We start from the raw sequence: 21,177 nt of genomic DNA, 5'->3' as shown, positions 1-21,177 counted from the left end.
CTGAGGATGTCACCGATGTGGCAGCTTGCGCTCCGTAGTGGATTTACAGGCGTGCATGTATCACGCAAGATGAGCACTCGCTTCATTTCCCCCGAATTCACAGTAACGGAAGGTTGATTCCAATGAACGTCAGTCAGGCTCTGCAGGAGCGCCGCTCGGTGCGCGCTTTCCTGCCTCGTGTACCCAGCGCTCAGGATGTCGAGAGCTTGATTGCCGATGCGGCCAAGGCAGCTTCCGGCGGAAATCTGCAGCCATGGTGCGTGGTCGCGCTGTCCGGTGCGCCGCTCAAGCAACTGACCGATGCAGTCACCGCGGCCCCGCCAATGGAGGACAGCGTCGTGCCCCACATGGCCTATCCGCCAAGCCTGTGGGATCCGTATCGCGGCCGCCGTTTCAAGAATGGCGAAGACCTCTACAAGACCATCGACATCCCACGCGAGAACAAGGCCGCGCGTCTCGAGCAGATGGGCAAGAACGGCCTGTTCTTCGGCGCTCCGGTCGGCGTCATCATGCTTGTGGACGAGCGCATGGGCTACGCGCAATGGGTGGATCTGGGCATCTACCTGCAGTCTTTCATGCTGCTGGCCACCGAGCGCGGCATGGGCACCTGTGCGCAGGGCTACTGGCGGCGTTTCCGCGACACGGTGGAGCGTGTGCTAGAAGTGCCCGAGTCGTACCGCGTGGCCTACGGCATTGCGCTTGGCTACGAAGATACGAGTGCCCCCATCAATGATCTGCGCGCCGACCGTGCGGCGTTCGGCGAGTGGGCGCAGATGCGCGGATTTGCCTGATCTGACCTCTGCAAATCAGGGCTGTGCGGGAGTTCGATGCGTGGCCCACCACCATACGCACATACCCATCACCACGGTGATGCACTGAGCCAGAGCCAGCAGCAGCCCGCTGTGGAACAGGTGCGGCACGATGGCTGCCGAGATCAAGGTGAACACCATCATTTGCGCGAAGCCTTGCAGTGACGAAGCCAAGCCGCGCATCTGCGGGAACTGGCCCATGGTTTCGAGTGAGAGGATGGGCATCAGCAGCGAAATGCCGAGCGTGTAGATGGTGATCGGCAGCACCGCCCACGGCACGACGGGGTGGCTGGTGGATGCGTTGTAGATCATGTTGCTTGCACATGCCAGCAGCAGGCAGCCATAGCCGATGCGTTTTTGCACACGCATGGGAATGCGCTTGGCAAACGTACCCGAGATTGCGGAGCCGATGAAGGTTCCTGCAATCAACGGAATGAAGAGCCAGCCGAGGTCGGTTGCCTCCATGCCGAGCACGGTGATCACAAACTCTGCGGCCGAGCTGATGTAGATGGAGTTGGCGCCGGCCATTAACGCGAGACCCGCGACCATGGTGCGGAACTTGCGGTTGGAGAGCGCCGTCAGGTAGTTACCCAGAATGATGCCGAGTTTGAGGGGGGTGCGCTTTTGCGGTGGCAGCGTTTCTGGCAGAAAGCGCCACAGCAGCGTCGCCAGCACAAACCCGAACGCCGCCAGAAAGTAGAACGTCGCGCGCCAGCCGCCATGGGTCTGCAGCCAGCCGCCGAAGATCGGTGCAAGCGCTGGCGCAAGGCCGAACACCATCATCACCATGGCCATCATGCGTTGCGCTTCGGCACCTTGAAATCGGTCCTGCACCATGGCCCGTACGATCACCATCCCAGAGCCCGCGCACATGCCCTGCAGAAACCGCACGAAGATCAGCGTTTGGATATTGGGCACGAACGCCGCAGCCAGCGAGGTCAGGCCATAGAAGATGGCCGACGCCATCAGCACCCGGCGCCTCCCGAAGGTGTCACTCAGCGTGCCGTAGAACAGCATGGTGCAGGCCATCGCGAACACATACACGCTGAGCGTCTGCTGCACCGCCGCCGGGCCCACGTCGAAATCTTTCGCAATGGCGTGGAACGATGGCAGATAGGTGTCGATGCCCAGTGGTCCGATCATGGCGCACAGGGCAAAGAGGAGGGTGATCAGGGCAAAGGGCATGCAGTGAGGGTCTAGGCTCGTCGCGTGAAAATGCGCAGTCTAAGCGTGATGCGCCTTTGCTGCTGGCGTTGGGTTGTGTGGGCAGCGTACGACTTCGTTCCATGGCGCGGAACGAGGCAATATGACAACCATGTTCATCAAACGATAAAGACCTTGTCATGCGCGCTTGAAAAACTTGCTGGTTTTCAACGAGGGCATAGAACAATGCATAACACCAAACTGGTTGCCGCCATGGCGACCTTGCTCGTCCTTTCCGCGCAAGCCGCAACCGCTGATCCAACAACGGTGGTTGGCGTCAAAGCCGGTAGTTCCGGAGCAGCGCGTATGGCGCTGGAGGCCAAGCTGACGAAGGCTGATGCGTTGGCGACGGTCTACATCAATCAGTCGTTCACGGACAAATCAGCGAGCGTGCCTGCCGGATGGCGCTTGCCAACTTGGAACGCGGCCAAAGGTACGGTCTCGATCGACTCCGCCACGGGGAATCTGCTGATCGACGGGACCAAGGCAGCCTCGACCAGCATGACCGCCGTGATGTTGCCAGAAAGCCTGGAGGCGCTGTCCAATTACCGGGTGGATGTGGAATTCACAATCGACAGCGCACTTGACACCGCGCGTTGGGGCAGCGTGATGTATCGCACATCGGCCAGCACCGGCACGCCCGCGTACGAGCCCTATCAGCAATTCGCGATCCGTCAGAATGCAACGGCCGCCAGCGGTACGGAATTTGCCCGTCGCCAAGCGGGTGTCTGGACGGTGCAGAACACGAAGTCATTCACTGAAGCCATCGACAAGAGCAAGACCTACAAGGCCACGGTGGTCGTGTATGGCAATCGTGTGCGTCAGTATTTGAACGATGTGCTGCTGCACGATGTCACGCTGACAAGTGGTCTCGAAAAAGGCGGCGTAGGGCTGCAGACCGCGGGTGCGCTGTATCGCGTCAAGAGCGTGAAGGTGACCGAGCAGCTCACGCCGCTGCCCGAGTTCGATATGCCAGTAGCGGTGCAGGATACAGGCACATCCGTATCGATGGCACCGACTCTCGTGCAAGGCATGGGCACGTTGGCAGCCAACGGTGGCGATGGCTCCAGCAACTCGCTTTTCACGCTGGACAGCTCGCTCAATCTCACGGGTTCGGGCGGCGAGAAGCTGGGTACCTTGAAAGACCTGTTTGCGCAGTCCACACGCGTAACGGTGCCGGTCGTTCGCATCAAGGATCAGGCGACAGTGGACGCCTTGGTCGCGTTTTCTAACGATGTTCATGCGCTCTCCGACATCACTTTCTTGTCGGACAACGTGGATATTCTGCTGTCCGCACGCAAGCAGCTTCCATCCGTTCGTACGGCCGTGGATTTTTCTTCCAGTGCGCTGGACGACTCGACAGCGTCGCTGCTCAAGATCAGTGGCGACACCAACCGCGCCCGCGCCAAGATCGCCGTGCTGCCCGCAAATCTGCTAAAGCGTGCATTTGTCGCGCATCTGCAGCGCTTGTTGATTACCGTGTGGGCCCAGTCCGATGCGAAGTCCGCCGAGCAAGCAGCGCAGGTGCTGACCACGGGCGTCAACGGCGTGATCGCCAGCGACAGTACCGTCTACGCAGAAGTGCTGCGCAAGTTGCCTGCCAATACGCTACTGCGCAAGCCGCTGGTCATAGGCCATCGCGGCATGCCTGCGGGAACGGAAAATGACGAGAACACGCTGGAGAGCGCCAAGGCGGCGGTGGCCGCTGGTGCCGATGCGGTGGAAAACGACATCTACATCACCACTGATGGTCATTTGGTCATCATGCATGACGACACGGTCGATCGAACGACCAACGGCACAGGCAGCATCGAGAGTATGTCGCTGGAACAGGTGAAGGCGTTGCGGACCAAGACCCAAGGCCTGCAGGTGCCGACGATGCGTGAGTACTTTCAGGCATTCAAGAACAAGCCGATCACGCATTTCATTGAGATCAAAAGCAGCACGCCCGCTGTGGTGACGCAGTTGAAGAAGGAGATGGAGCAAGAGGGGGTGGCCGATCAGTCGATTGCGATCTCGTTTGTCACCAACCAGATGCAACTGAGCACAACCGAGATTCCGGATCTCGCGCTCGGCTACCTGGGCGGCGGTGCCGACTCGGGCACCTTGCTCAACGATGTACGCACGGTGCTCAACGCAACGCAGAACTACAACTCCACTTACAACCCTTCGTCCGCCAACATCAAGCGTGCGACCATGGAGGCGGCCAAGCACCGCGGCACCACCTTCTGGCCGTGGACGATCGACGGCACTGCGGACTTCTACAAGTTCTACAGCTGGGGTACGAATGGCATCACGACCAACTACGCGAAGTACGCAACCAACTTCCCGGTCGAGATCACCGTTGCTGCGCTGCCTTCGAAGGTAGCGCTGAACGAGGTAACTTCGCTGAACGTGAATCTGACCACGCAACTGGGTCAGGCGTCGACGGTGGCGGCCAATGAACTCGTCGTGCTGGGCGGAACGGCGCTGGCCGAGGCCCCCAGCAATGGAACCGTCAAATTCACAAGTGCGGGCACGGCCGTGGTGATGCCCGGTTATCGCTACCAGATGGGCGACGGTACCTACAGCTATGCGATCTTCTCCCAGCCCGTGACCTTGATTGTGGGTGATGGCACCGGCAGCGTGACGGGTACATCAAATTCCGCAAGTGGTGGCGCTGTCGTCTGTAGCGGCGCGGTGCCCGGTCAGGCCAGCGCCTGCACCATAGCGCCCGCCGCCGGATATACGGTGGCAGGCGTGGCCCCTGCCGGCGATTGCCCGGCCGGGTCGTGGAATGCAGACTTCACGGTCTACACCACGGGCGTCATCAGCGGCAATTGCTCGGTGAACTTCACCTTCAAGTCGCTGCCTGCCGAAGCGGCGCTCAGCCCCGTCGGCAAGAGCGGCTCAGTCATCGCCACGGTGACAGGTGGCGGCACGGGGCTGTGGGCATTTGATGTAAGCAACGCGCTGTCGGTTGCTGCAGCGTCAAGCGCGCCGGAGAACATGAGCTTTCCGTTTGGCGTGACGAGTTTCAAGCTGAAGGGCGGCGAGGTGGGCAAGCAGGCGACGGTGGAGCTGGTCTATCCAGAGGCTTTACCGGCCAATGCCAAGTATTACAAGTATGGTAGGACCAAAGCCAATGGAACGCCGCACTGGTATGTCTTTGGCGGTGCGCAGATCAGCGGCAACAAGGTTACGCTCACGCTCACCGATGGCGAGGATGGCGACGACGACCTCGTGGCCAACGGCTCAATCAGCGATCCGGGCGGCGTCGGTGTGGTCGGTCCGGTGACGCCTCCGGCGGGCGCCGTGGCACCGGTGCCAACATTGGGTGCGGGTGGTCTGATCAGCCTGTCGTGGGCTGTGGGTGCGCTGGCCTGGATGCGCTGGCGCCGTCGCAACCGCGCCAACAATGTGTTGACCCACTGATAGGGGGAGGCGGGGCTCACTTTTGAGTTGGTGAGTCCCTGCAAACGGAAAGAGCCGCTACAGCTGGCGTGTAGCGGCTCTTTTCATTCTTGGGAGTGCGGGCCGATCAGCCGCGTGTGCGCACCGCCGTTTTGGGGCGAAAGCCTTTGCAGACATCGTCCTTGGTTTCGAGATACGGACCACCGATCAGGTCGATGCAGTAAGGCACAGCGGCGAAGATGCCGTTGACCTTTTGTGATCCGTCTGCGGCCTTGAGGCCTTCGAGCGTTTCGGCGATGGCCTTGGGCTGGCCGGGCAGGTTGATGATCAGGCTCTGGCCGCGAATCACCGCGACTTGGCGCGAGAGGATGGCCGTGGGCACGAATGCGAGGCTGATCTGGCGCATCTGCTCGCCAAAGCCCGGCATCTCCTTGTCGGCCACAGCGAGGGTCGCTTCAGGCGTCACATCGCGCGGTGAAGGGCCGGTGCCGCCGGTGGTGAGCACCAGGGAGCAGCCAGCGTTCACTAGGTCGACGAGCGTGGCGCTGATGCCGTCCTTTTCGTCGGGGATCAGGCGCGCTTCGAAGTCGATGGGGTTGTGCAGCGCGTGCGCAAGCCATTCCTTGAGCGCGGGCAAACCCTTGTCTTCGTAGACGCCGGTACTCGCACGGTCGCTGATCGAGACGATGCCGATCTTCACCGTTTGTGGTGTGGCGGGCAGGGGCGGCAGTGTCGAGGTCGTGCTCATGCTGTTGTGTGGGCTCGCTTACGCGTCGTCTTCGTGGGACTCGGCGTCGGATTGGGTCTTGGTGTCTTCGAGTTGTTCGCGCACCAGCTGAAACAGATCGCGGTAGGCACGCGTCTTGCGCGGGGCGAGGCCCTGCGATTCAGCGGCCTTGTCTTCGGCAGGGGCATCCTTGCGGGCTTGGCGGATCAGTGCCCGGGCCTGCTGGATATCAGTACGGGGGAACTGCTCAAGCCAGACCGCGAGCGACTCTTCATGGGCGATCAGGCGGTCGCGCCATTGTTCGGCCAGATGCAGTGAGAGCTTCTCGGCGGCCGAGCCGTTGCGCTGCTCGTCGAGCGCCTGGCGCACGGCCGCGACTTCACTTTCCTCGAGCTTGCGCATTAGCTTGCCGACGTATTGCATCTGGCGGCGCTTGCCCTCGAAATTGGTGATGCGCTTGGCCTCGAGAATCGCCTCATGGAGCTTTTCGGGCAGGTTCAAACGATTGAACAGGTCGGCGCGCAGGCTCAGCAGATCTTTGCCAAGGTTCTGCAACTCATCGCTTTCGCGTTTGAGTTCGGTTCTGGTGGAACCATCGGTTCCCTTGAGTTCGGCCTTCAGTTGAATGTCGAGTTCGCTGCCTTCAGCAACGAATTGACCTCTCACGAAGTAGCCTTTTTTGAGTTTGCGTGGCATGTCAGTAGTTGGTAGCGGGCCCCGGCCATTCGGTCAAGTGCCGAACAGGGGCTCAAAGTGGCAAGTATCATAGCCGCCGATATGAAAAAATCCCCTTCCAACGCCAAGAATGCCGCCCTGACCCAGCCAGAGAGCGGATTTAGCTATACCCGCGACTTCTTTGCCGATCTGGTGGATCAGGCTCTGGCTCATGCCAAGAAGCTCGGCGCCACCGACGCCGGTGCGGATGCCTCGGAGGCGTGCGGCCTGAGCGTGAATGTGCGAAAAGGCGAGTTGGAAACGGTAGAGCGCAACCGCGACAAGTCGTTGGGCGTGACGGTTTATATCGGCCATCGCCGCGGCAACGCGAGCACCTCGGATTTTTCACCGGCAGCGATCGAGCGCACGGTGCAGGCAGCTTACGACATTGCGCGTTTCACTGCCGAAGACCCCGTGGCTGGCCTACCGGATGCAGAGGATATTGCCCCCGAGAACACCCATCGCGATCTGGAACTGTTCCATCCTTGGGCGGTGACGAGTGAAGAAGCTGCACGCCTGTCCCTCGAATGCGAGGCGGCGGCGCTTTCCACCAGCAAGCGCATCACCAACAGCGAAGGTGCGGGCGTGTCCGCCCAGCAAAGCCATTTCTTCAGCGCCCACACACGCGGTTTCCGTGGCGGTTACGCGAGCTCGCGCCACAGCGTGTCGGTGGCGCCCATTGCGTCGCTGCCCGGCCGCAATGCCGAGATGCAGCGCGACGCTTGGTACAGCTCCATGCGCAACGCCAAGGATCTGGCCTCGCCCGAGGCGATTGGCCGCTACGCCGCTGAACGCGCGCTCAGCCGCCTCGGCAGCCGCAAGGTGCGCACGACCGAGTGCCCGGTGCTGTTCGAATCGACGCTGGCTGCAGGTCTGCTCGGCGGTTTCGTGCAGGCCGTGAGCGGCGGCGCGCTGTACCGCAAGAGCACCTTTCTGGTCGACTCGCTCGGCACGGACGTGTTCCCCAAGCACATCGACATTGCGGAAGACCCGTTCATCCTCGGCGGCAAGGGCAGCTCGCCGTACGACGAAGAAGGCGTTCGCGTGCAGGCCCGCAAGGTGGTCGACGCCGGTCGCGTGGAGGGCTATTTCCTCTCTAGCTACTCGGCGCGCAAGCTGGGCATGAAGACCACGGGCAACGCCGGTGGATCGCACAACCTCACGCTGACCTCCCGGCTGACCCGCTCGGGCGACGATCTGGACGCGATGCTTGAAAAGCTCGGCACCGGCCTCTTCGTGATCGAGCTGATGGGCCAGGGCGTGAACTACGTGACCGGCGACTATTCGCGTGGCGCAAGCGGCTTCTGGGTGGAAAAAGGCAAGATCGCCTTCCCGGTGCAGGAGATCACCATCGCGGGCAACCTGAAGGACATGCTCGCCGGCATCGTCGCCGTGGGAGCCGATGCTTACAACTACGGTGCCAAAACCGTGGGCTCGGTGCTGATCAACAAGATGAAGGTGGCGGGTAGCTGATGGCAAGCGTTTCGCGCGCCTGAGGCCCACGTTTCACGCGCGAGAACGGGTCAACTTCTCAAGCGACGAGGCTGCCTTGTACCCGGGTGGCTGACCGTTCAGTAGAAATACAGTGGACCGGCCATGCCGTGTACGCAGTGCAATCAATTCGGCATAGGCTGGTGAGTCATACCATGTGCGGGCTTGTTCGATGCTTGGAAAGCCGATCACCACGCAGTCGCCATCGAATACGCCCTCTTTCATCTCCGGGCGCGTTCCGTGGACTTGAAACGCGCCAGAGTAGGGCTTTAGGGTGGCGTCGATGCGCTGCAGGTAGTCCGCAATGTCGGGGCCGAATTGCAGGTCTGGGATCAGAGCGATTGCATAGGCGGTCATGGCGCGCTTTCGGTTCTTGTTGTGCGCATCAGGCGTGCTTTGGGGGCATGGCAGCCGACGTGACTTGCTGACTGCCTGCACGCCATTGCCATGCTGCAATCACGAACACCACCACCGCCTGGAGGGCGAGATAGGCCTGTCCCAATCGGGTAACGCCACTTGCCCCCACCGTCAGCGCAAGGCAGCCCAGGCCCCAGCCTAAGTTGCCGATGACGATAACTTGCAGAAGCCATGTCCAGATGTTCATGGCGTGGGCTGTCGCGAGCAATAGACAGACATATCCCAGAAGAAAGATCGCGCTGCCGATCAGAAGCATGGAATCCAGCCCGAGCAACGAAGCAAGCGGCTGTGCGAGGACCAACTGCAGCACGGCGACGGCCGAGCAGGTGACGGCATCGAGACGCAGAATGTTCCTGAGACCCGAGTGGTTGGTAACGGTAGGCATGTTGAGATCTCCTTGAAAAACGGGCAATGCGCCCGAGTCAGGAGTAAGCGTAGAAAATGTCGTGCCAAACGTCGATTACCTCGGAGGTCATGTGCGCAAGGGGGCCTCAGCTTGACATCGCCCGCAAAGCAGCTTCACTGGCCGCGTCTGCCGGATAGAACATTTCCACGCAGAGCTCCTGCAAGGTCACGTCCTGCGGTGTGCCAAAGCTTGTGAGTGTGGTGAACAGCGACAGACTGGCCGTTGGCAAGTCCAGAACACAGGGCACGAGCAACGCATGCACGTCCGCCGATGTGCTTGCTTCGTCGCCTGCTTCGTTCAACCCGGGGTAGGCGAGGACCTCCGCCTCCAGCGCGGTGAGTACAGGGTCGCCGCTGCTTTCGATCGAGCGTCGCAGATGGGCCAGCAGATGCGTTGACCAGTCCTGCAGATTGCGGGTGTAGCGCGCAAGTCCATCGGGGTGCAGTGACGCACGATAAATGTTGACGGAGGGCTCACGCAGTTCGTTTGGCAGCAGGCTGACGAGCACTGCCGCTGCGGGATTGGCGAGCACCACGTTCCAGTGGCGGTCGAGCACCAACGCTGGGTAGGGGTGATGTGCATCGAGCAGTCGAGAGAGTGCCTCGTGAACGAGGCGCATGTCGGGCGACTGCAGATTGCGCTGCGCATATCGCGGTGCATAGCCCGCTGCGAGGAGCATGGTGTTGCGTTCTCGAAGCGGCACGTCAAGTCGTTGGGCCACGGACATCAGCAGCTCGGCACTTGGCTTCGAACGGCCTGTCTCGATGAAGCTCAGATGCCGTGTGGAAAGCCCGGCCTCGAGCGCGAGATCCATCTGGCTGAGGTGCCGCCTCAGACGCCAGTCTCGCACCATTCGGCCCACCGGTGACGTTGCTTGTGCCGAGTCCATTTTGAGGGGGATCATGGCGCATGACTCTATCGCAGCTTGCGTGCCAAGCGCATTTGTCGCAGGCATTGACGGGGCTCTTTAGCGGGAGCATCTGCGTTGCCCACCGCAAGAAATCTGTCAATAGATCAACTCCCAAGCCCCTGCGGAAACCCCTGTGATTGCCATCCGAATCCGCCTTCTGCCGTGCAAAGCCCTATTGCGTTCCTTCCGCGCAGTCCTAGGATAAGTGACAAATATTTACATTTCAAATCACCGCCTGCTCACAACGCAGCGCGGAAGAAACGTGAAGGCAGGTCAGGAGAGGGAGGGCGCCAAGGAACCGGTTGATACGGGCTCCCTCCTCGCAGTTTTTCAAAACGCAAGGAGACCAGAGGTATGAGAAAGCGGAGTTTGCTGCAGGGTACGGCAGCGGCGGCGGTGTTGGCGGTGACCGGAACGGCGTTTGCCGCCGAAAAGACGGTGCGGTTTGCGTATCAGGACATGCCGGTGCCGCTCAGGCTGGTGATGGAGTCCGGCGAGGTCGAGAAAGCCACGGGCTACAAGATCGACTGGCGCATGTTTTCAGGTGGCGCGGATGTGATCGGTGCGATGGGCGCGGGCGAGGTGCAATTGGGCGAGGTGGGGTCGAGCCCGCTCACGGCTGCTGCGACGCAGGGACAGGACATCAAGCTGTTCTGGATTTCGGCCGACATCGCGGATGCCGAGGCACTGGTGGCGCGCGATGGCAGCCACATCAAGAATTTCAAGGATCTGGTGGGCAAGCGCATCGGTGTGCCGTTTCTTTCCACCGCGCACTACCAGTTGATTGCGGCGCTCAACAATGAAGGGGTCGACCCCAAGCGCGTGATCATCATGAACATGCGGCCGCCCGAAATTGCCAAAGCGTGGGAGAGTGGCGACATCGACGCGACCTTTGTGTGGGATCCCGTGCTTGGAAGCGTCAAGAAAAGTGGTACGGTCATTGCCACCTCGGGCAGCATTGCCAAGATGGGTTTTCTGACCTACGAAGGCATCGCTGTGAACGCGAAGTGGGCGAAGGAGCATCCGGAGTTCATGGTGGCCATGGTCAGGGCGCTGGACCGCGCAAGCACGCAGGTTCGCGGTGAACTTGCGCGCTGGACGCCGGATTCCGCACCGATCAAGGCCATTGCCAAATGGTCCAAGGCCGATGCCAAGGATGTGCCTGCATCGATGGCGCTCTATCGTTTCCCGAGCGCGGAAGAGCAGCTCAGCACGCGCTGGCTTGATGGCTGGGCATCGACGGCGATGAAGTTCACCGCCGCCTTCCTCAAGTGGCAGGGCAAGGTGCAGTCCGTGAAGCCGGACTACGCCCCCTTCGTGACCACGGAGTATGTGAGAAAGGCGCTGGGCAAGTAGCCCAGCGTCCAGCGCCCAACACCCGTTTCAGGCCGCTCGCCGGTCGTTGGCCGCGAAGCGCTGCCATGCGGCGCTCCAAGGCTCGAGCGCATCGTTGCGCGCGGGCAGGTCGAGGCCGGTGACGGCCGCGAACTGCTTGGCATCGACGAAGCCGTTGTCGAGCAGCGCCTGCACCAGTCGCTCGAACGGCTTGCGCGCGTCTTCCAGCAGTTGCTGCGCGCGGGCGAGCTCGGCCTGCAGCGTGGCCTCGATGGCCGGATTGCTGCGTTCGACATCGGTGTTGACGTGCTGCTCCACATCATGCGTGACGTCGGTGCGCGAGAGCCGATCTCCCATCGCCCAGTGACGGTGGTAGCGTGCGGCGTGGCGTGTGGCGCTACTGAGGTCTTCCTCGGCGCCGGTGGTCACCGCGTCTTCGCCGAACACCCATAGCTCTGCCGCGCGGCCTGCGAGCGTCACGCAGATTTCGTCGCGCGCCATGCGGCGCGACTCGGCCACGCGTGGCGCATAGCTGGCGTAGCCGCCCTCGAACGATGCGACGTTGATGCGCACATCGGTGGGCGCGCAGCGGTTGAGCAGCGCGTAGACCAGCCCATGCCCCGCCTCGTGCACCGCGAGCAGCGCCCGGAAATCGGGTTGTGCGCGCTGGCGCAGCTTGTCGATCTCGAGATGCAACGCGATGCAGCGCTCGGCGATCACGCTCGCGCCACTATCTCTTTGCAGACGCATTACCAGTTGCTTGCCGTCGCCGCTCATGTCGAGCTGCAGTGCGCATTGCGAACGCTGGTTCGCCATGCCCGCCAGCGCCAACTGCTGCATCGCCCACACGGCCGCACTGCCCAGACTGGGGCCGAGTACCGCATGCACGGTGGAGAACACCGGCCGTGTGCCCTGCACCGGAAACACCGCGTTCTGATAGAGCGTGGAGAGCACGGCGGGCGTGAGCGCGATGTTCAGATCGAGCGCGCCGCGCACCGCTTCGACTTGCTTGCTGCAGGCGTCGGCGACCAGCCGTTCGTAGGCATGGCGGTTGAGCGACGGAAACACCAGATGCTGGTTTCCCAGGCGCGCCACCTGTTCGGGTCGGAAACGCTCGGCGAGCGCCTCCTTCACGTCGATAGTCGAGAGCCGCTCGGTGAAGCGGTGGAACACGTCGGCATCGGTGTCGCAGTCCTGCACGCGCTTGGCCACGCCCTGGTACATCTCATCAAGATTGCCGGTCACGAGGATCAGCAGCTTGCTGTGGTCCGTGCCCCAGCGGCTCGGGTCGTTGCGGAAGTGCTCGAGGCGCTCCTGCACCTGCTCGGGCGTCCAGCGCATGATTTGCGTGATGGGTTCGCTGAGCTTGAGCGCATGCTGCAAGTCGCGTGCGTCGAAGGCCGAGAGGTGGAAGGGCGACTTCTGCTTTGGCTTCTTGCGTGGCCGGTCAGCAGCATCTCCGTCTTCATCCGCCTCGTCGTTGGCCTTGTCCACCTGCGCCTGCATGGTCTCGTACTGGTGGTAGGCCTGCTCGAGCTCGATGCGGTCCAGTGCGTCCATTGGCGGCGACAGGCGGCCGTCCGAGAGCAGGGCCCAGACATCCTGATAACGCTTCACGGCGACATCGTTGCCCTTGCGGTCCCGCGTGCGAAAGCGCTGGAATTCGTCGAGCAGCAGAATGCCCGGTGCGCCCTCGAGCACCGATGAGTTGGCCAGCATGGATGCAATCGAATCGCGCGTCGCGCCATGCGTGCTGTTGCTGAAGCCGTCCATCTGCACTTCGAGAAAGCGATCATAAAAGCCCAGAAGCTGTGCCAGACGCCGCACGAGCTGGGTCTTGCCGGTGCCGGTCAGGCCCCAGAGGCAGACGATGACCGGACGGTCGATCACCTCGGGCAGCAGATACCAGGCGCGCACCGAATCGATGAGCCGGTCGATCAGCGTGTCGAGGCCGAAGAGCTCGGTCTTGAGCGTCTTTGCGGTGATGTCCAGCACTTGCTGGCGCAGGGCCACGCGGTTGCTGAGCAGCGTGTGCGCGGGGTTCGTCTCCGTGTGGTGGTCGATGGTGATTGCCGCCGCTGTGCTTGTTGTTGTCGTTGTGCTTGTCGTGTCCATGTTCTTGTTCATTCCCAATGCTTGAAGCCTCCGCTGGCTGCCGTCTGCCTGCGCAGCTCCACCTTGTCCGCACGGCGCTGTGCGCCTTGACTGCGGATGTGTTTGCCCGCGCCGCCCGATGAGGCGCGCAGAACCATGGCGCGTGCGACGTGGTTGCGCGGCGATGGCGGTGGAAGCTGCATGACCAGTGGCTGGCGCATGCGGCGAAGTTTCTTGGTCTGCCCTTGCGCGAAATCGCGCGAGAAAGTTTTTGCACTCATGTGCGCTCCGTAGTACGAAGTCCCGGCAGGCGCGAACGCACAGGCGCAGGAATCGCTCCCGAGCAGGCGCACGCATAAGGTCGTTTGACGACGCGCAGTGCCAGCCGGGACGGATGACGGGCGCGTCAGGGTTGAGCGGTGTGGATCAAAAACTGAGTCATGGGCTATCTCCGGGAAGTCGGTTCGTTGGAGAACTGAATTGCGGTGGGATCTTCTGCAATGGCAGGCCGACGCCGCAAGGGTCTGTGTGTGCAAGGTGTCCGGCATCACAGAACAAGGCGCAATTGTGGAGTGAGGGACTGATACAGCGCAAGTGGGAGTCGCGTCCATGGGGGCGAGACACAGCATTTTCGGGGGCTTGAGTGGCGCACAGACAACAGAGCGCGGCTCATGCCGGTGGTGAATATGTTTATCCGGCATTGCCAGCGCGGATGCGTCGCGTTGCACCATTGATTTGCCAGAAAACAAGGGATAACCCCAGATGGGCATTCGTTTGAGCTTTCTACATTGACAGTGCTAATGCGTGATTGCTTATGTGTTGTTGACGGATGTCCGTTGATTCAAAACAAGGGAGTTCCCCCATGAAACTGCTTAGAACTTCGACTGTTGCCGCGGCTGCAGCGCTCATGCTGACGCTGCTCGGCGCGGGCTCCGCCATGGCTCAGACCTCGCCTGCCACGCAGGACGCATCGCGCGCGCTGCACACGCGGCAAATGGCGGCCAACTGCGCGGCCTGCCATGGAACGGACGGCAAGGCCGCCGCCGGATCGCCGCTCGCGACGCTGGCCGGCATGCCTGCGGACAAGATGCTGGCGTCGCTTCAGGACTTCAAGAACGGCAAGCGCGAGGCGACTGTCATGCACCAGCTCGCCAAGGGGCTGACCGACGATCAGATGAAAACGCTCGCGGACTACTTCGCCGCGCAGAAGCCCTGAACCCCACAACGACGAACAACGAAAAAGAAAAGGACTCATCATGCAAAGACGTGAGCTTTTGAAGGTATCGGCGTCGGTCGGTGCACTGGGAACACTGGCCGCGCTGGCGGGATGCGCCAGCGGTTCTTCAACCTCCGGCTCGGCCAAGGGTAAAGTGGTAGTGGTCGGTGGCGGTTATGGCGGTGCGACGGCAGCCAAATACGTGCGCATGCTGTCGGGCCAGAAGATCGACGTGGTGCTGGTCGAGCCGCAGGAGCAGTTTGTCTCTTGCCCGCTGTCGAACCTGGTGCTTGGCGGCAGCAAATCGATTGGCGATCTCTCGACGAGTTACTCCGCGCTCGAGTCGCGCCACGGGGTACGCAGGGTGAAGGACTGGGTAAAGTCCATCGACGCCGTGAAGAAGACCGTGCAGTTGGCGGGTGGGCAGACGTTGCCCTACGACAAGTTGATCCTCTCGCCCGGCATCGACCTGATGTGGAGCGGTGTAGAAGGGCTGGAAGCGGCCAACCAAAGCGGCCAGATTCTGCAGGCCTGGAAGGCCGGGCCCGAGACCGTAGCGCTGCGCAAGCAGCTCGAAGCGATGAAGGATGGCGGCGTTTATGCGCTCACGATTCCTGAAGCTCCTTATCGATGCCCGCCAGGTCCTTATGAGCGTGCCAGCCAGATCGCACATTACTTCAAGCAGCACAAGCCAAAGTCGAAGGTATTGATTCTCGACGCAAATCAGGATGTCACGTCCAAGGGGCCGCTGTTCAAGAAATACTGGGCTGACAACTACAAGGGCATCATCGAATACCGCCCCGAGCACAAGGTCGTCGCCGTCGATGCCACGGCCGGTGTGGTGAAGTTCGATGTTCAGAACGACGTGCGCGCCGACGTGCTCAATGTGCTTCCTCCCATGCGTGCCGGGGCGATTGCGGTGCAATCGGGGCTGGCCACGGCGAATGCGCGCTGGTGTCTGGTGAACTACCAGACCTTCGAATCGACCATCGCCAAGGACGTGCACATCATTGGCGACTCGATCCAGATCGCTCCCGCCATGCCCAAGTCCGGCCACATGGCGAATGCCCATGCCAAGGTAGCCGCAGCGGCCGTGGTAGCGCAGCTCAACGGATTGGAAATTGCAGCCAACCCGATGCTGACCAACACCTGCTACAGCTACGTGAGCGACAAGCAGGTCATCCACGTCGCGTCCGTGCATCTTTACGACACGGCGGAGAAGACCTACAAGACCGTTCCCGGCTCGGGTGGTGTGTCGACGGCTGCGTCGGACCTTGAAGGCGTCTACGCATGGAACTGGGCGCAGAACATCTGGGCGGACAGCCTGATGTGACCTTGCGTTCAGTCAGGAATCGGCGTGAAGAGCGCAGTCATGACCGATCCCTATAATGATTTCATTCAATTGTTCATCTGTCGTGATTGCAGGTCTGTGTGCGACGGGAGACAAGATTCTGTTCCGGTGCGCTGCTGGCTTGGCAACGTACGAGATCGCATGTGCTGCGGTCCTCATTCATTGAGCGCAGTTTTCGTCTCCAGCTCGCCCCGCATGGGCCGATCTCTTCACGCCGGTTGCTGGAGAAGTCATGGAAGTTCTGTCCGTTCTTGAGCCCATCGCGCGCGATGTCATCGCGCCTGCGGCTGCGCAGACCGACAACGAGGCGCTCTACCCACGCAAAGCGCTCGATGTATTGGCCGATGCGGGTCTGCTGGGGCTCATCAGCGCGAAGGAGGTCGGTGGTATGGGCTGCGGCCTGCGCGAAGCCGTGCAGGTAATCGAGCGCATCGCGCAGGACTGCCCTTGCACGGCGATGGTGCTCACCATGCATTACTGCGGTGTTGCGCTGATCGAGCCGTTTGCGGCAGAAGGCGTTCGGCGTGCGATTGCCGAGGGACGGCACCTGACTACGCTCGCGGTGTCCGAATCCGGGTCGCGCAGCCATATCTGGGCACCTACCGGCACGGCGGATGCAGAGGGCGAGGATGCGGTGCTGCTCAACGCGCACAAGAGCATGATCACTTCGGCGGACGAGGCGGATTCGTATGTCTGGATCTCGCGGGCGAGTCAGGGCGATGGCAATACGCTGTGGTTGGTGAACAGTCGATTGCAGGGCCTCTCGGTGCCAAGCGTGTTCGATGGCATGGGCCTGCGCGGCAATGCTTCGTCGCCGATTGCGGCCAAGGATGTGCGGGTCTTCAAGCGCGACATGCTCGGTGCCGATGGGCAGGGCGAAGCGGTCAAGGGCCAGTACCTGATGCCGTATTTTCCGACGCTGATCGCAACCACCTCCATCGGTCTGATGAAGGGTGTGCTGCGCCGCGCCGTGCAGCATGTGGCTGCCACGCGATTCGCTGAAAGCGGCAGTTCGCTGGCCGATCTGCCGACGATTCGTGCCTATCTTGCCAAGGCGCAGCTTCAGGCCGATCAGGCACAACTGCTGCGCGACGACGCCGTGAACGCGGTGCTTTTGCAGCGCAGCGATGTGCGCACGCGGCTTCTGCAATGCAAGGCGGCTGCTGCGGAAGCGGCTCTTGGCGTGACCGATACGGCGATGCGCGTGTGCGGCGGCGCGGCCTTTCGCAAGGACCTGGGCATTGAGCGCCTGTTCCGCGATGCACGCGCGGCTTCGGTGATGGCGCCCACCACCGACGTCATCTACGACATGCTGGGCAAATCCATGTGCGAGGCGACCGCCTGATCGGTGCACGCCGTTCAAGCGTGGCCCATTTTCGAAAACGACCATTCAAAGACAAACCATGACCGCTTCCTACAACGTTCTCAAGCTCGGCGCCGTGGCCTATGCGCCCAAGGTGATCACGATCTGGGAGGGCTTCAAGGCGCACTTCATCGAGCGCGGCATGTATTTTGATTACGTGCTGTACTCCAACTACGAAAGCCTGACCGAGGCGCTGATGTCGGGCGACGTGCAGCTCGCGTGGAACTCGCCGCTGGCCTTTGTGCGGGCTGATCTCATGGCGAGGGCCGCTGGTCAGAAGGTCGAGTCGATTGCGATGCGCGACACCGATCTCGATGTGCAATCCCTGCTGGTCGTGTCCGCCGACAGTCCGGTGCAGGCACTGGACGATCTGCGCGGCAGGACCGTGGGCTTTGGTGCCATCGATTCGCCGCAGGCCACGCTGATTCCGCTGGATCATCTGCGACAGGCCGGCATGGTGGCGGGCAAGGACTACACCGCGCGCCGTTTCGACGTGCTCGGCGGCAAGCATGGCGATCACATTGGCGGCGAGCGCGATGCGGCCAAGGCCATGGTGGCGGGGGAGATCCATGCGTCGTGGATGGTCGCCAAGAACTTTCTTGCATTCGCTGCCGAGGGCACCTTGCCTGCAGGAAAGACGCGGGTGCTCGCGACCTCCGGTGCGTTCGATCACTGCAACATGACGTCGGGCCCGAGCATCACCCAGGAGGACTCGGACCGCTTTCGTGATCTGCTGCTGGGTATGTCGTGGGACGATCCCAAGGTGCGTCCGCTGCTTGAGCTCGAAGGCCTCAAGGTCTGGCATCCGGGCCGCGCAACGGGCTACCAACTGCTTGAGCGTGCGGTGCGGGACGAGCAGTTCTATGACGGCACTGGCCGCATCACGGTGCAGGGCTATAAGTACTGACGTTGGATGACGATGAGCGCAACGAATGAACCTCGAGAGCCTCTGAATGGCGCGCCAACACCTCCGTTGGTGGACCTGCAGACGCTGGGCTTCGACGCGGGCGCGCATCTGCTGGTCAAGCATGCACTGGCGGGTGTCGCAGTCGGCAAATGCGTGAACGTACAAGGCTGCGCTCCCGGTTGGCATGCGCAATTGGCAGCGTGGTGCAGAGTCCAAGGGCATGAGCTGCAGACGCCCGAGGGCTGGTTGCAGGCATCGCAATTGCAGGTGCGCAGGGGCGTTGTTCAGGTGGGCCGCTGGCACGGTGCGGCGCAGACCGGGCATAGCGATGCAGCCGTTCCGGGTGCGGTGGCCGACAGGGCCGAGCCCGCTTGGGGGCTGGCCGCGCGCGGGGCTTCGGTGGAGCAGGGTGCTCCAGCGTTTTATTTTCGTTTGAGCGAGAAGGCCGAATTCTGGAGCGACAACGCGGGCGATCTGTATGCGCAGGCCGTTGCGGCACAGTGGAATGCCGATGTCGATATCGACTGGGACAATGCGCACGAGCCGCCTGCGTCCATCGAAGACGCCATTGTGCAGATCATGACCTACATGGTCGAAAACGAAAACGCCGCGCTCGTCGTGCCCGCGCGTTTTCTGGGCGAGCTGCATCCGCATTACCGCGAGATGCAGGCCGCGCTCGCGATTCAGATAGCGGACGAGGCGCGGCACATCGACGTCTTCACCCGCCGCATCCGCCGTCACGGCCGCGAGCCCGCGCTGTCGACGGCGGGCGGGCAGGCATCGCTCATGAGCCTGCTCGACGAGAAGGATTTTTCGGTGGCGGGCTTTCTGCTTTCGGTGCTCGGCGAGGGCACGTTCGTGAATCTGCTGCAGTTTCTGCAGACCGATGCGCCCGATCCGCTGACCCGTCAAATCTGCCGCCTGGCTGCACGTGACGAAGCGCGGCATGTGGCGCTCGGTATGTCCCATCTGCTGCATCGCCTCAAGCTTGAACCCGCCTTTCGTCACCGTCTCGCGCAGGCGGTGGAGGCCCGCCACGACGCGCTCGCGGGCACGGCGGGTTTGAATGAGGAAGTGCTCGACTCGCTGATCCTCGTGGCCGCCGGGGAACTGACACCTGACGCCATCGCCCGTGGCGCCGCACGCGTGCAGCAGCTCATGCAGGACATGGCCGATGGGCGCTTTGCCAAGCTCGTGCGATTGGGTTTTGAGAAGACGCATGCACAGGTGCTGGCATCGCTGCATACGCGAAACTTCATGTAAGTGCGTGGCTCGTGCGTTTGGGTGGGTCGCAATTTAGGGGAAACTCGGCCGTGATTTGTGCTCCAGTTGCATCGATGTGGCCGACGTCATACGACAGGAACTCGCAATGAACAAAGTGTCCAAAGTATCCTTTCTGATCGCGCTGAGCTTTGCCGGATTGGCCGCGTCAGCATCCGCTTGCGCGCAGCTCGTTTCGGCTGCGTATCTCAAGCAGTACAACGAAGCGACGGACTACGAGCCCTTGCTTGCTTCTGTATTGCAGGATTTTTCGGGTGGCGGTGAGTTCTACGCTCGGCAGGTCATCGGCGAATGCCGGCTGGTGCGTGCGCAGTTGGAGCAGTGGAGGAAGAAGGCCGCAGAGGCGAATCAGGATGCGCCCGATTCGCCGCGCGCCAAGGCAATTGCGCTGCTTGGCGGTCGTTGCGAGAACATCAGCGATGCCCGGTTGCAGGACCCTTGGGTGGATTCAGAGCGCGTCGGAGGCGTGCCGGATCCGTTGATCACGGCCGAGCAAGACATCATCCAGAAGATCCGCCACACCTCCGCAGCGCCGCGCGAACGGGCGCGTCTGGCGGGGCCTGATCGCACGTTCGAGCCGGGCAAGCGCATTCTCATCAAGCTCCCGAGGGAGCAGCAGGACCCGCTGTTCATTGACCGTCTGACCCGCAAGTGGCAGCTTCCCGATCCGGAAAAATCAAAGACCCGCGTGGTCTACACCTATCTGCGCGGCAGCTTCCGCCCGGGTGCCGAGGAAGTCGTGGGCGCGGCATCGCGGCTGGCACCGTGCGAGATGGGGCTAGTCTGCGATGAGCGCGAATTTTCCGTGGCGATGCCCTGCGCCGCGACCGGAAAATGCGACGGCAGCCGCGAAGGCGCATTGCGCCGACTCTTTCAATCGCGGGACAAGGATTTCGACAATGCGCTGAGCACTGCGAAGGAGCTGGCGCAATCGATCAGGGACGAGGAAGGTTCGCGGCTACTGGTGCTCTGGTAGCGGTGATGCGCAACGGGACGCTCAGTCCACTTTGAGCGTCTGGGCCGATGTCTCAAAGGCCTTTTGCTGGCTGGAGAATTCCTGCACGGTGGAATTGAAGTTCACACCCACCATGTTGCCGCCCATGTCGGAGAGGTACATCACATTGCGCAGCTCGGTGTCGATGGCCGGCACGGTGCTGTCGAGCAGCACCCATTGGCGTGCGCCGATCTTCACCATATTGCTGTCGTTGAACGCCAGGCCAGGCGTGAGCTTGGGCATCACGTTTTCCATGGCCTCTTTCAGCTCGGGCAGGCTGCTTTGCGAGAGCGATTTCTTCATCTCCGACCATGTCACCGACACTGTGCTCGTGCGCTTGGCGTTGCCATAGGCCTTGAGCGGCTTGCGCCCGTTGCGACCGAACTTGGTGTCGATCTCGGCGCTGCTCAGCTCGGTGTATCCCTTGGGCATTTCGAGCTTGAGCACGCCGCTGGGCATGTCGATGTCGACCGCATGTGCAGCCAGCGCCACGAAGGCCGATGCAAGCGCGATGCTCAGGCGTTGAAAGGTCGAAGAGATGGCGTTCATGTAGGGGCAGTGTGGTA

Annotated in this window: 19 protein-coding genes; 10 read left to right on the top strand and 9 right to left on the bottom strand. The window is 61.8% G+C overall.

The genetic code is table 11. The annotated features are described in order from the left end of the window. Positions 1 to 122: 122 nt before the first annotated feature. On the top strand, positions 123 to 791 hold the full coding sequence (locus G7047_RS14950) for a nitroreductase (protein ID WP_166306885.1): 669 nt from the start codon (positions 123 to 125) through the stop codon (positions 789 to 791). A 15-nt stretch (positions 792 to 806) separates the two neighbouring features. Here G7047_RS14950 and G7047_RS14945 read toward each other — a convergent pair whose 3' ends face one another. After that, positions 807 to 1,994: a multidrug effflux MFS transporter gene (locus tag G7047_RS14945; protein WP_166306882.1), complete on the bottom strand. Its 1,188-nt coding sequence runs from the start codon at positions 1,992 to 1,994 to the stop codon at positions 807 to 809. Positions 1,995 to 2,198: 204 nt separating this feature from the next. Here G7047_RS14945 and G7047_RS14940 point away from each other — a divergent pair, with 204 nt between their 5' ends. Then, positions 2,199 to 5,426, top strand: coding sequence for a choice-of-anchor U domain-containing protein (locus G7047_RS14940; RefSeq protein WP_166306879.1), 3,228 nt, complete (start codon positions 2,199 to 2,201; stop codon positions 5,424 to 5,426). Positions 5,427 to 5,532: 106 nt separating this feature from the next. On the opposite strand, the gene mog is transcribed toward G7047_RS14940, so the two are convergent. Then, entirely contained in the window at positions 5,533 to 6,153 is a 621-nt protein-coding gene (gene mog / locus G7047_RS14935) for a molybdopterin adenylyltransferase (protein ID WP_166306876.1), read from the bottom strand. 18 nt (positions 6,154 to 6,171) lie between these two features. After that, positions 6,172 to 6,828 carry a ribosome biogenesis factor YjgA gene (gene yjgA, locus G7047_RS14930; RefSeq protein ID WP_166306873.1) on the bottom strand — a complete coding sequence of 219 codons (657 nt, stop codon included), beginning with the start codon at positions 6,826 to 6,828 and terminating at the stop codon, positions 6,172 to 6,174. Positions 6,829 to 6,909: 81 nt separating this feature from the next. Between yjgA and pmbA the strand changes: the two genes are divergently transcribed. Continuing rightward, on the top strand, positions 6,910 to 8,319 hold the full coding sequence (gene pmbA / locus G7047_RS14925) for a metalloprotease PmbA (protein ID WP_166306870.1): 1,410 nt from the start codon (positions 6,910 to 6,912) through the stop codon (positions 8,317 to 8,319). Between the two features lie 33 nt (positions 8,320 to 8,352). Here pmbA and G7047_RS14920 read toward each other — a convergent pair whose 3' ends face one another. The 3 genes from G7047_RS14920 to G7047_RS14910 all read right to left on the bottom strand — a co-directional run bounded on the left by G7047_RS14920 (position 8,353) and on the right by G7047_RS14910 (position 10,064). Then, on the bottom strand, positions 8,353 to 8,694 hold the full coding sequence (locus G7047_RS14920; RefSeq protein ID WP_166306867.1) for a DUF1330 domain-containing protein: 342 nt from the start codon (positions 8,692 to 8,694) through the stop codon (positions 8,353 to 8,355). A gap of 28 nt (positions 8,695 to 8,722) precedes the next feature. After that, complete coding sequence (locus tag G7047_RS14915; RefSeq protein WP_166306864.1) at positions 8,723 to 9,139, bottom strand: hypothetical protein; 417 nt, start codon at positions 9,137 to 9,139, stop codon at positions 8,723 to 8,725. Positions 9,140 to 9,245: 106 nt separating this feature from the next. Next, a complete protein-coding gene (locus G7047_RS14910; RefSeq protein WP_205904639.1) occupies positions 9,246 to 10,064 on the bottom strand; it encodes a helix-turn-helix domain-containing protein in 819 nt (272 codons plus the stop codon). A 360-nt stretch (positions 10,065 to 10,424) separates the two neighbouring features. On the opposite strand from G7047_RS14910, the gene tauA reads away from it, so the two are divergent. Further along, positions 10,425 to 11,426 carry a taurine ABC transporter substrate-binding protein gene (gene tauA / locus G7047_RS14905; protein WP_166306861.1) on the top strand — a complete coding sequence of 334 codons (1,002 nt, stop codon included), beginning with the start codon at positions 10,425 to 10,427 and terminating at the stop codon, positions 11,424 to 11,426. 27 nt (positions 11,427 to 11,453) lie between these two features. On the opposite strand, the gene G7047_RS14900 is transcribed toward tauA, so the two are convergent. Next, positions 11,454 to 13,520: an AAA family ATPase gene (locus G7047_RS14900; protein WP_166306858.1), complete on the bottom strand. Its 2,067-nt coding sequence runs from the start codon at positions 13,518 to 13,520 to the stop codon at positions 11,454 to 11,456. Between the two features lie 8 nt (positions 13,521 to 13,528). After that, positions 13,529 to 13,780, bottom strand: coding sequence for a hypothetical protein (locus G7047_RS14895; RefSeq protein ID WP_166306855.1), 252 nt, complete (start codon positions 13,778 to 13,780; stop codon positions 13,529 to 13,531). A 581-nt stretch (positions 13,781 to 14,361) separates the two neighbouring features. On the opposite strand from G7047_RS14895, the gene G7047_RS14890 reads away from it, so the two are divergent. From G7047_RS14890 to G7047_RS14865, 6 genes are all read left to right on the top strand, one after another. After that, complete coding sequence (locus G7047_RS14890) at positions 14,362 to 14,715, top strand: c-type cytochrome (protein WP_240939132.1); 354 nt, start codon at positions 14,362 to 14,364, stop codon at positions 14,713 to 14,715. Between the two features lie 40 nt (positions 14,716 to 14,755). Continuing rightward, entirely contained in the window at positions 14,756 to 16,048 is a 1,293-nt protein-coding gene (locus G7047_RS14885; protein ID WP_166306852.1) for an NAD(P)/FAD-dependent oxidoreductase, read from the top strand. Positions 16,049 to 16,298: 250 nt separating this feature from the next. Next, positions 16,299 to 17,411 carry an acyl-CoA dehydrogenase family protein gene (locus G7047_RS14880; RefSeq protein ID WP_166306849.1) on the top strand — a complete coding sequence of 371 codons (1,113 nt, stop codon included), beginning with the start codon at positions 16,299 to 16,301 and terminating at the stop codon, positions 17,409 to 17,411. A 58-nt stretch (positions 17,412 to 17,469) separates the two neighbouring features. Further along, positions 17,470 to 18,336, top strand: a complete 867-nt coding sequence (locus G7047_RS14875) for a phosphate/phosphite/phosphonate ABC transporter substrate-binding protein (protein ID WP_166306846.1) — start codon at positions 17,470 to 17,472, stop codon at positions 18,334 to 18,336. Between the two features lie 12 nt (positions 18,337 to 18,348). Continuing rightward, positions 18,349 to 19,599, top strand: coding sequence for a ferritin-like domain-containing protein (locus tag G7047_RS14870; protein WP_166306843.1), 1,251 nt, complete (start codon positions 18,349 to 18,351; stop codon positions 19,597 to 19,599). A gap of 106 nt (positions 19,600 to 19,705) precedes the next feature. Next, positions 19,706 to 20,593, top strand: coding sequence for a hypothetical protein (locus G7047_RS14865; RefSeq protein WP_166306840.1), 888 nt, complete (start codon positions 19,706 to 19,708; stop codon positions 20,591 to 20,593). A 21-nt stretch (positions 20,594 to 20,614) separates the two neighbouring features. Here G7047_RS14865 and G7047_RS14860 read toward each other — a convergent pair whose 3' ends face one another. Continuing rightward, entirely contained in the window at positions 20,615 to 21,160 is a 546-nt protein-coding gene (locus G7047_RS14860; RefSeq protein WP_240939130.1) for a hypothetical protein, read from the bottom strand. Positions 21,161 to 21,177: the final 17 nt, after the last annotated feature.

Source organism: Diaphorobacter sp. HDW4A (genome assembly GCF_011305995.1).
In the GTDB taxonomy this organism is placed as follows: domain Bacteria; phylum Pseudomonadota; class Gammaproteobacteria; order Burkholderiales; family Burkholderiaceae_C; genus Diaphorobacter_A.
This window is presented reverse-complemented; position numbering and strand designations above follow the sequence as displayed.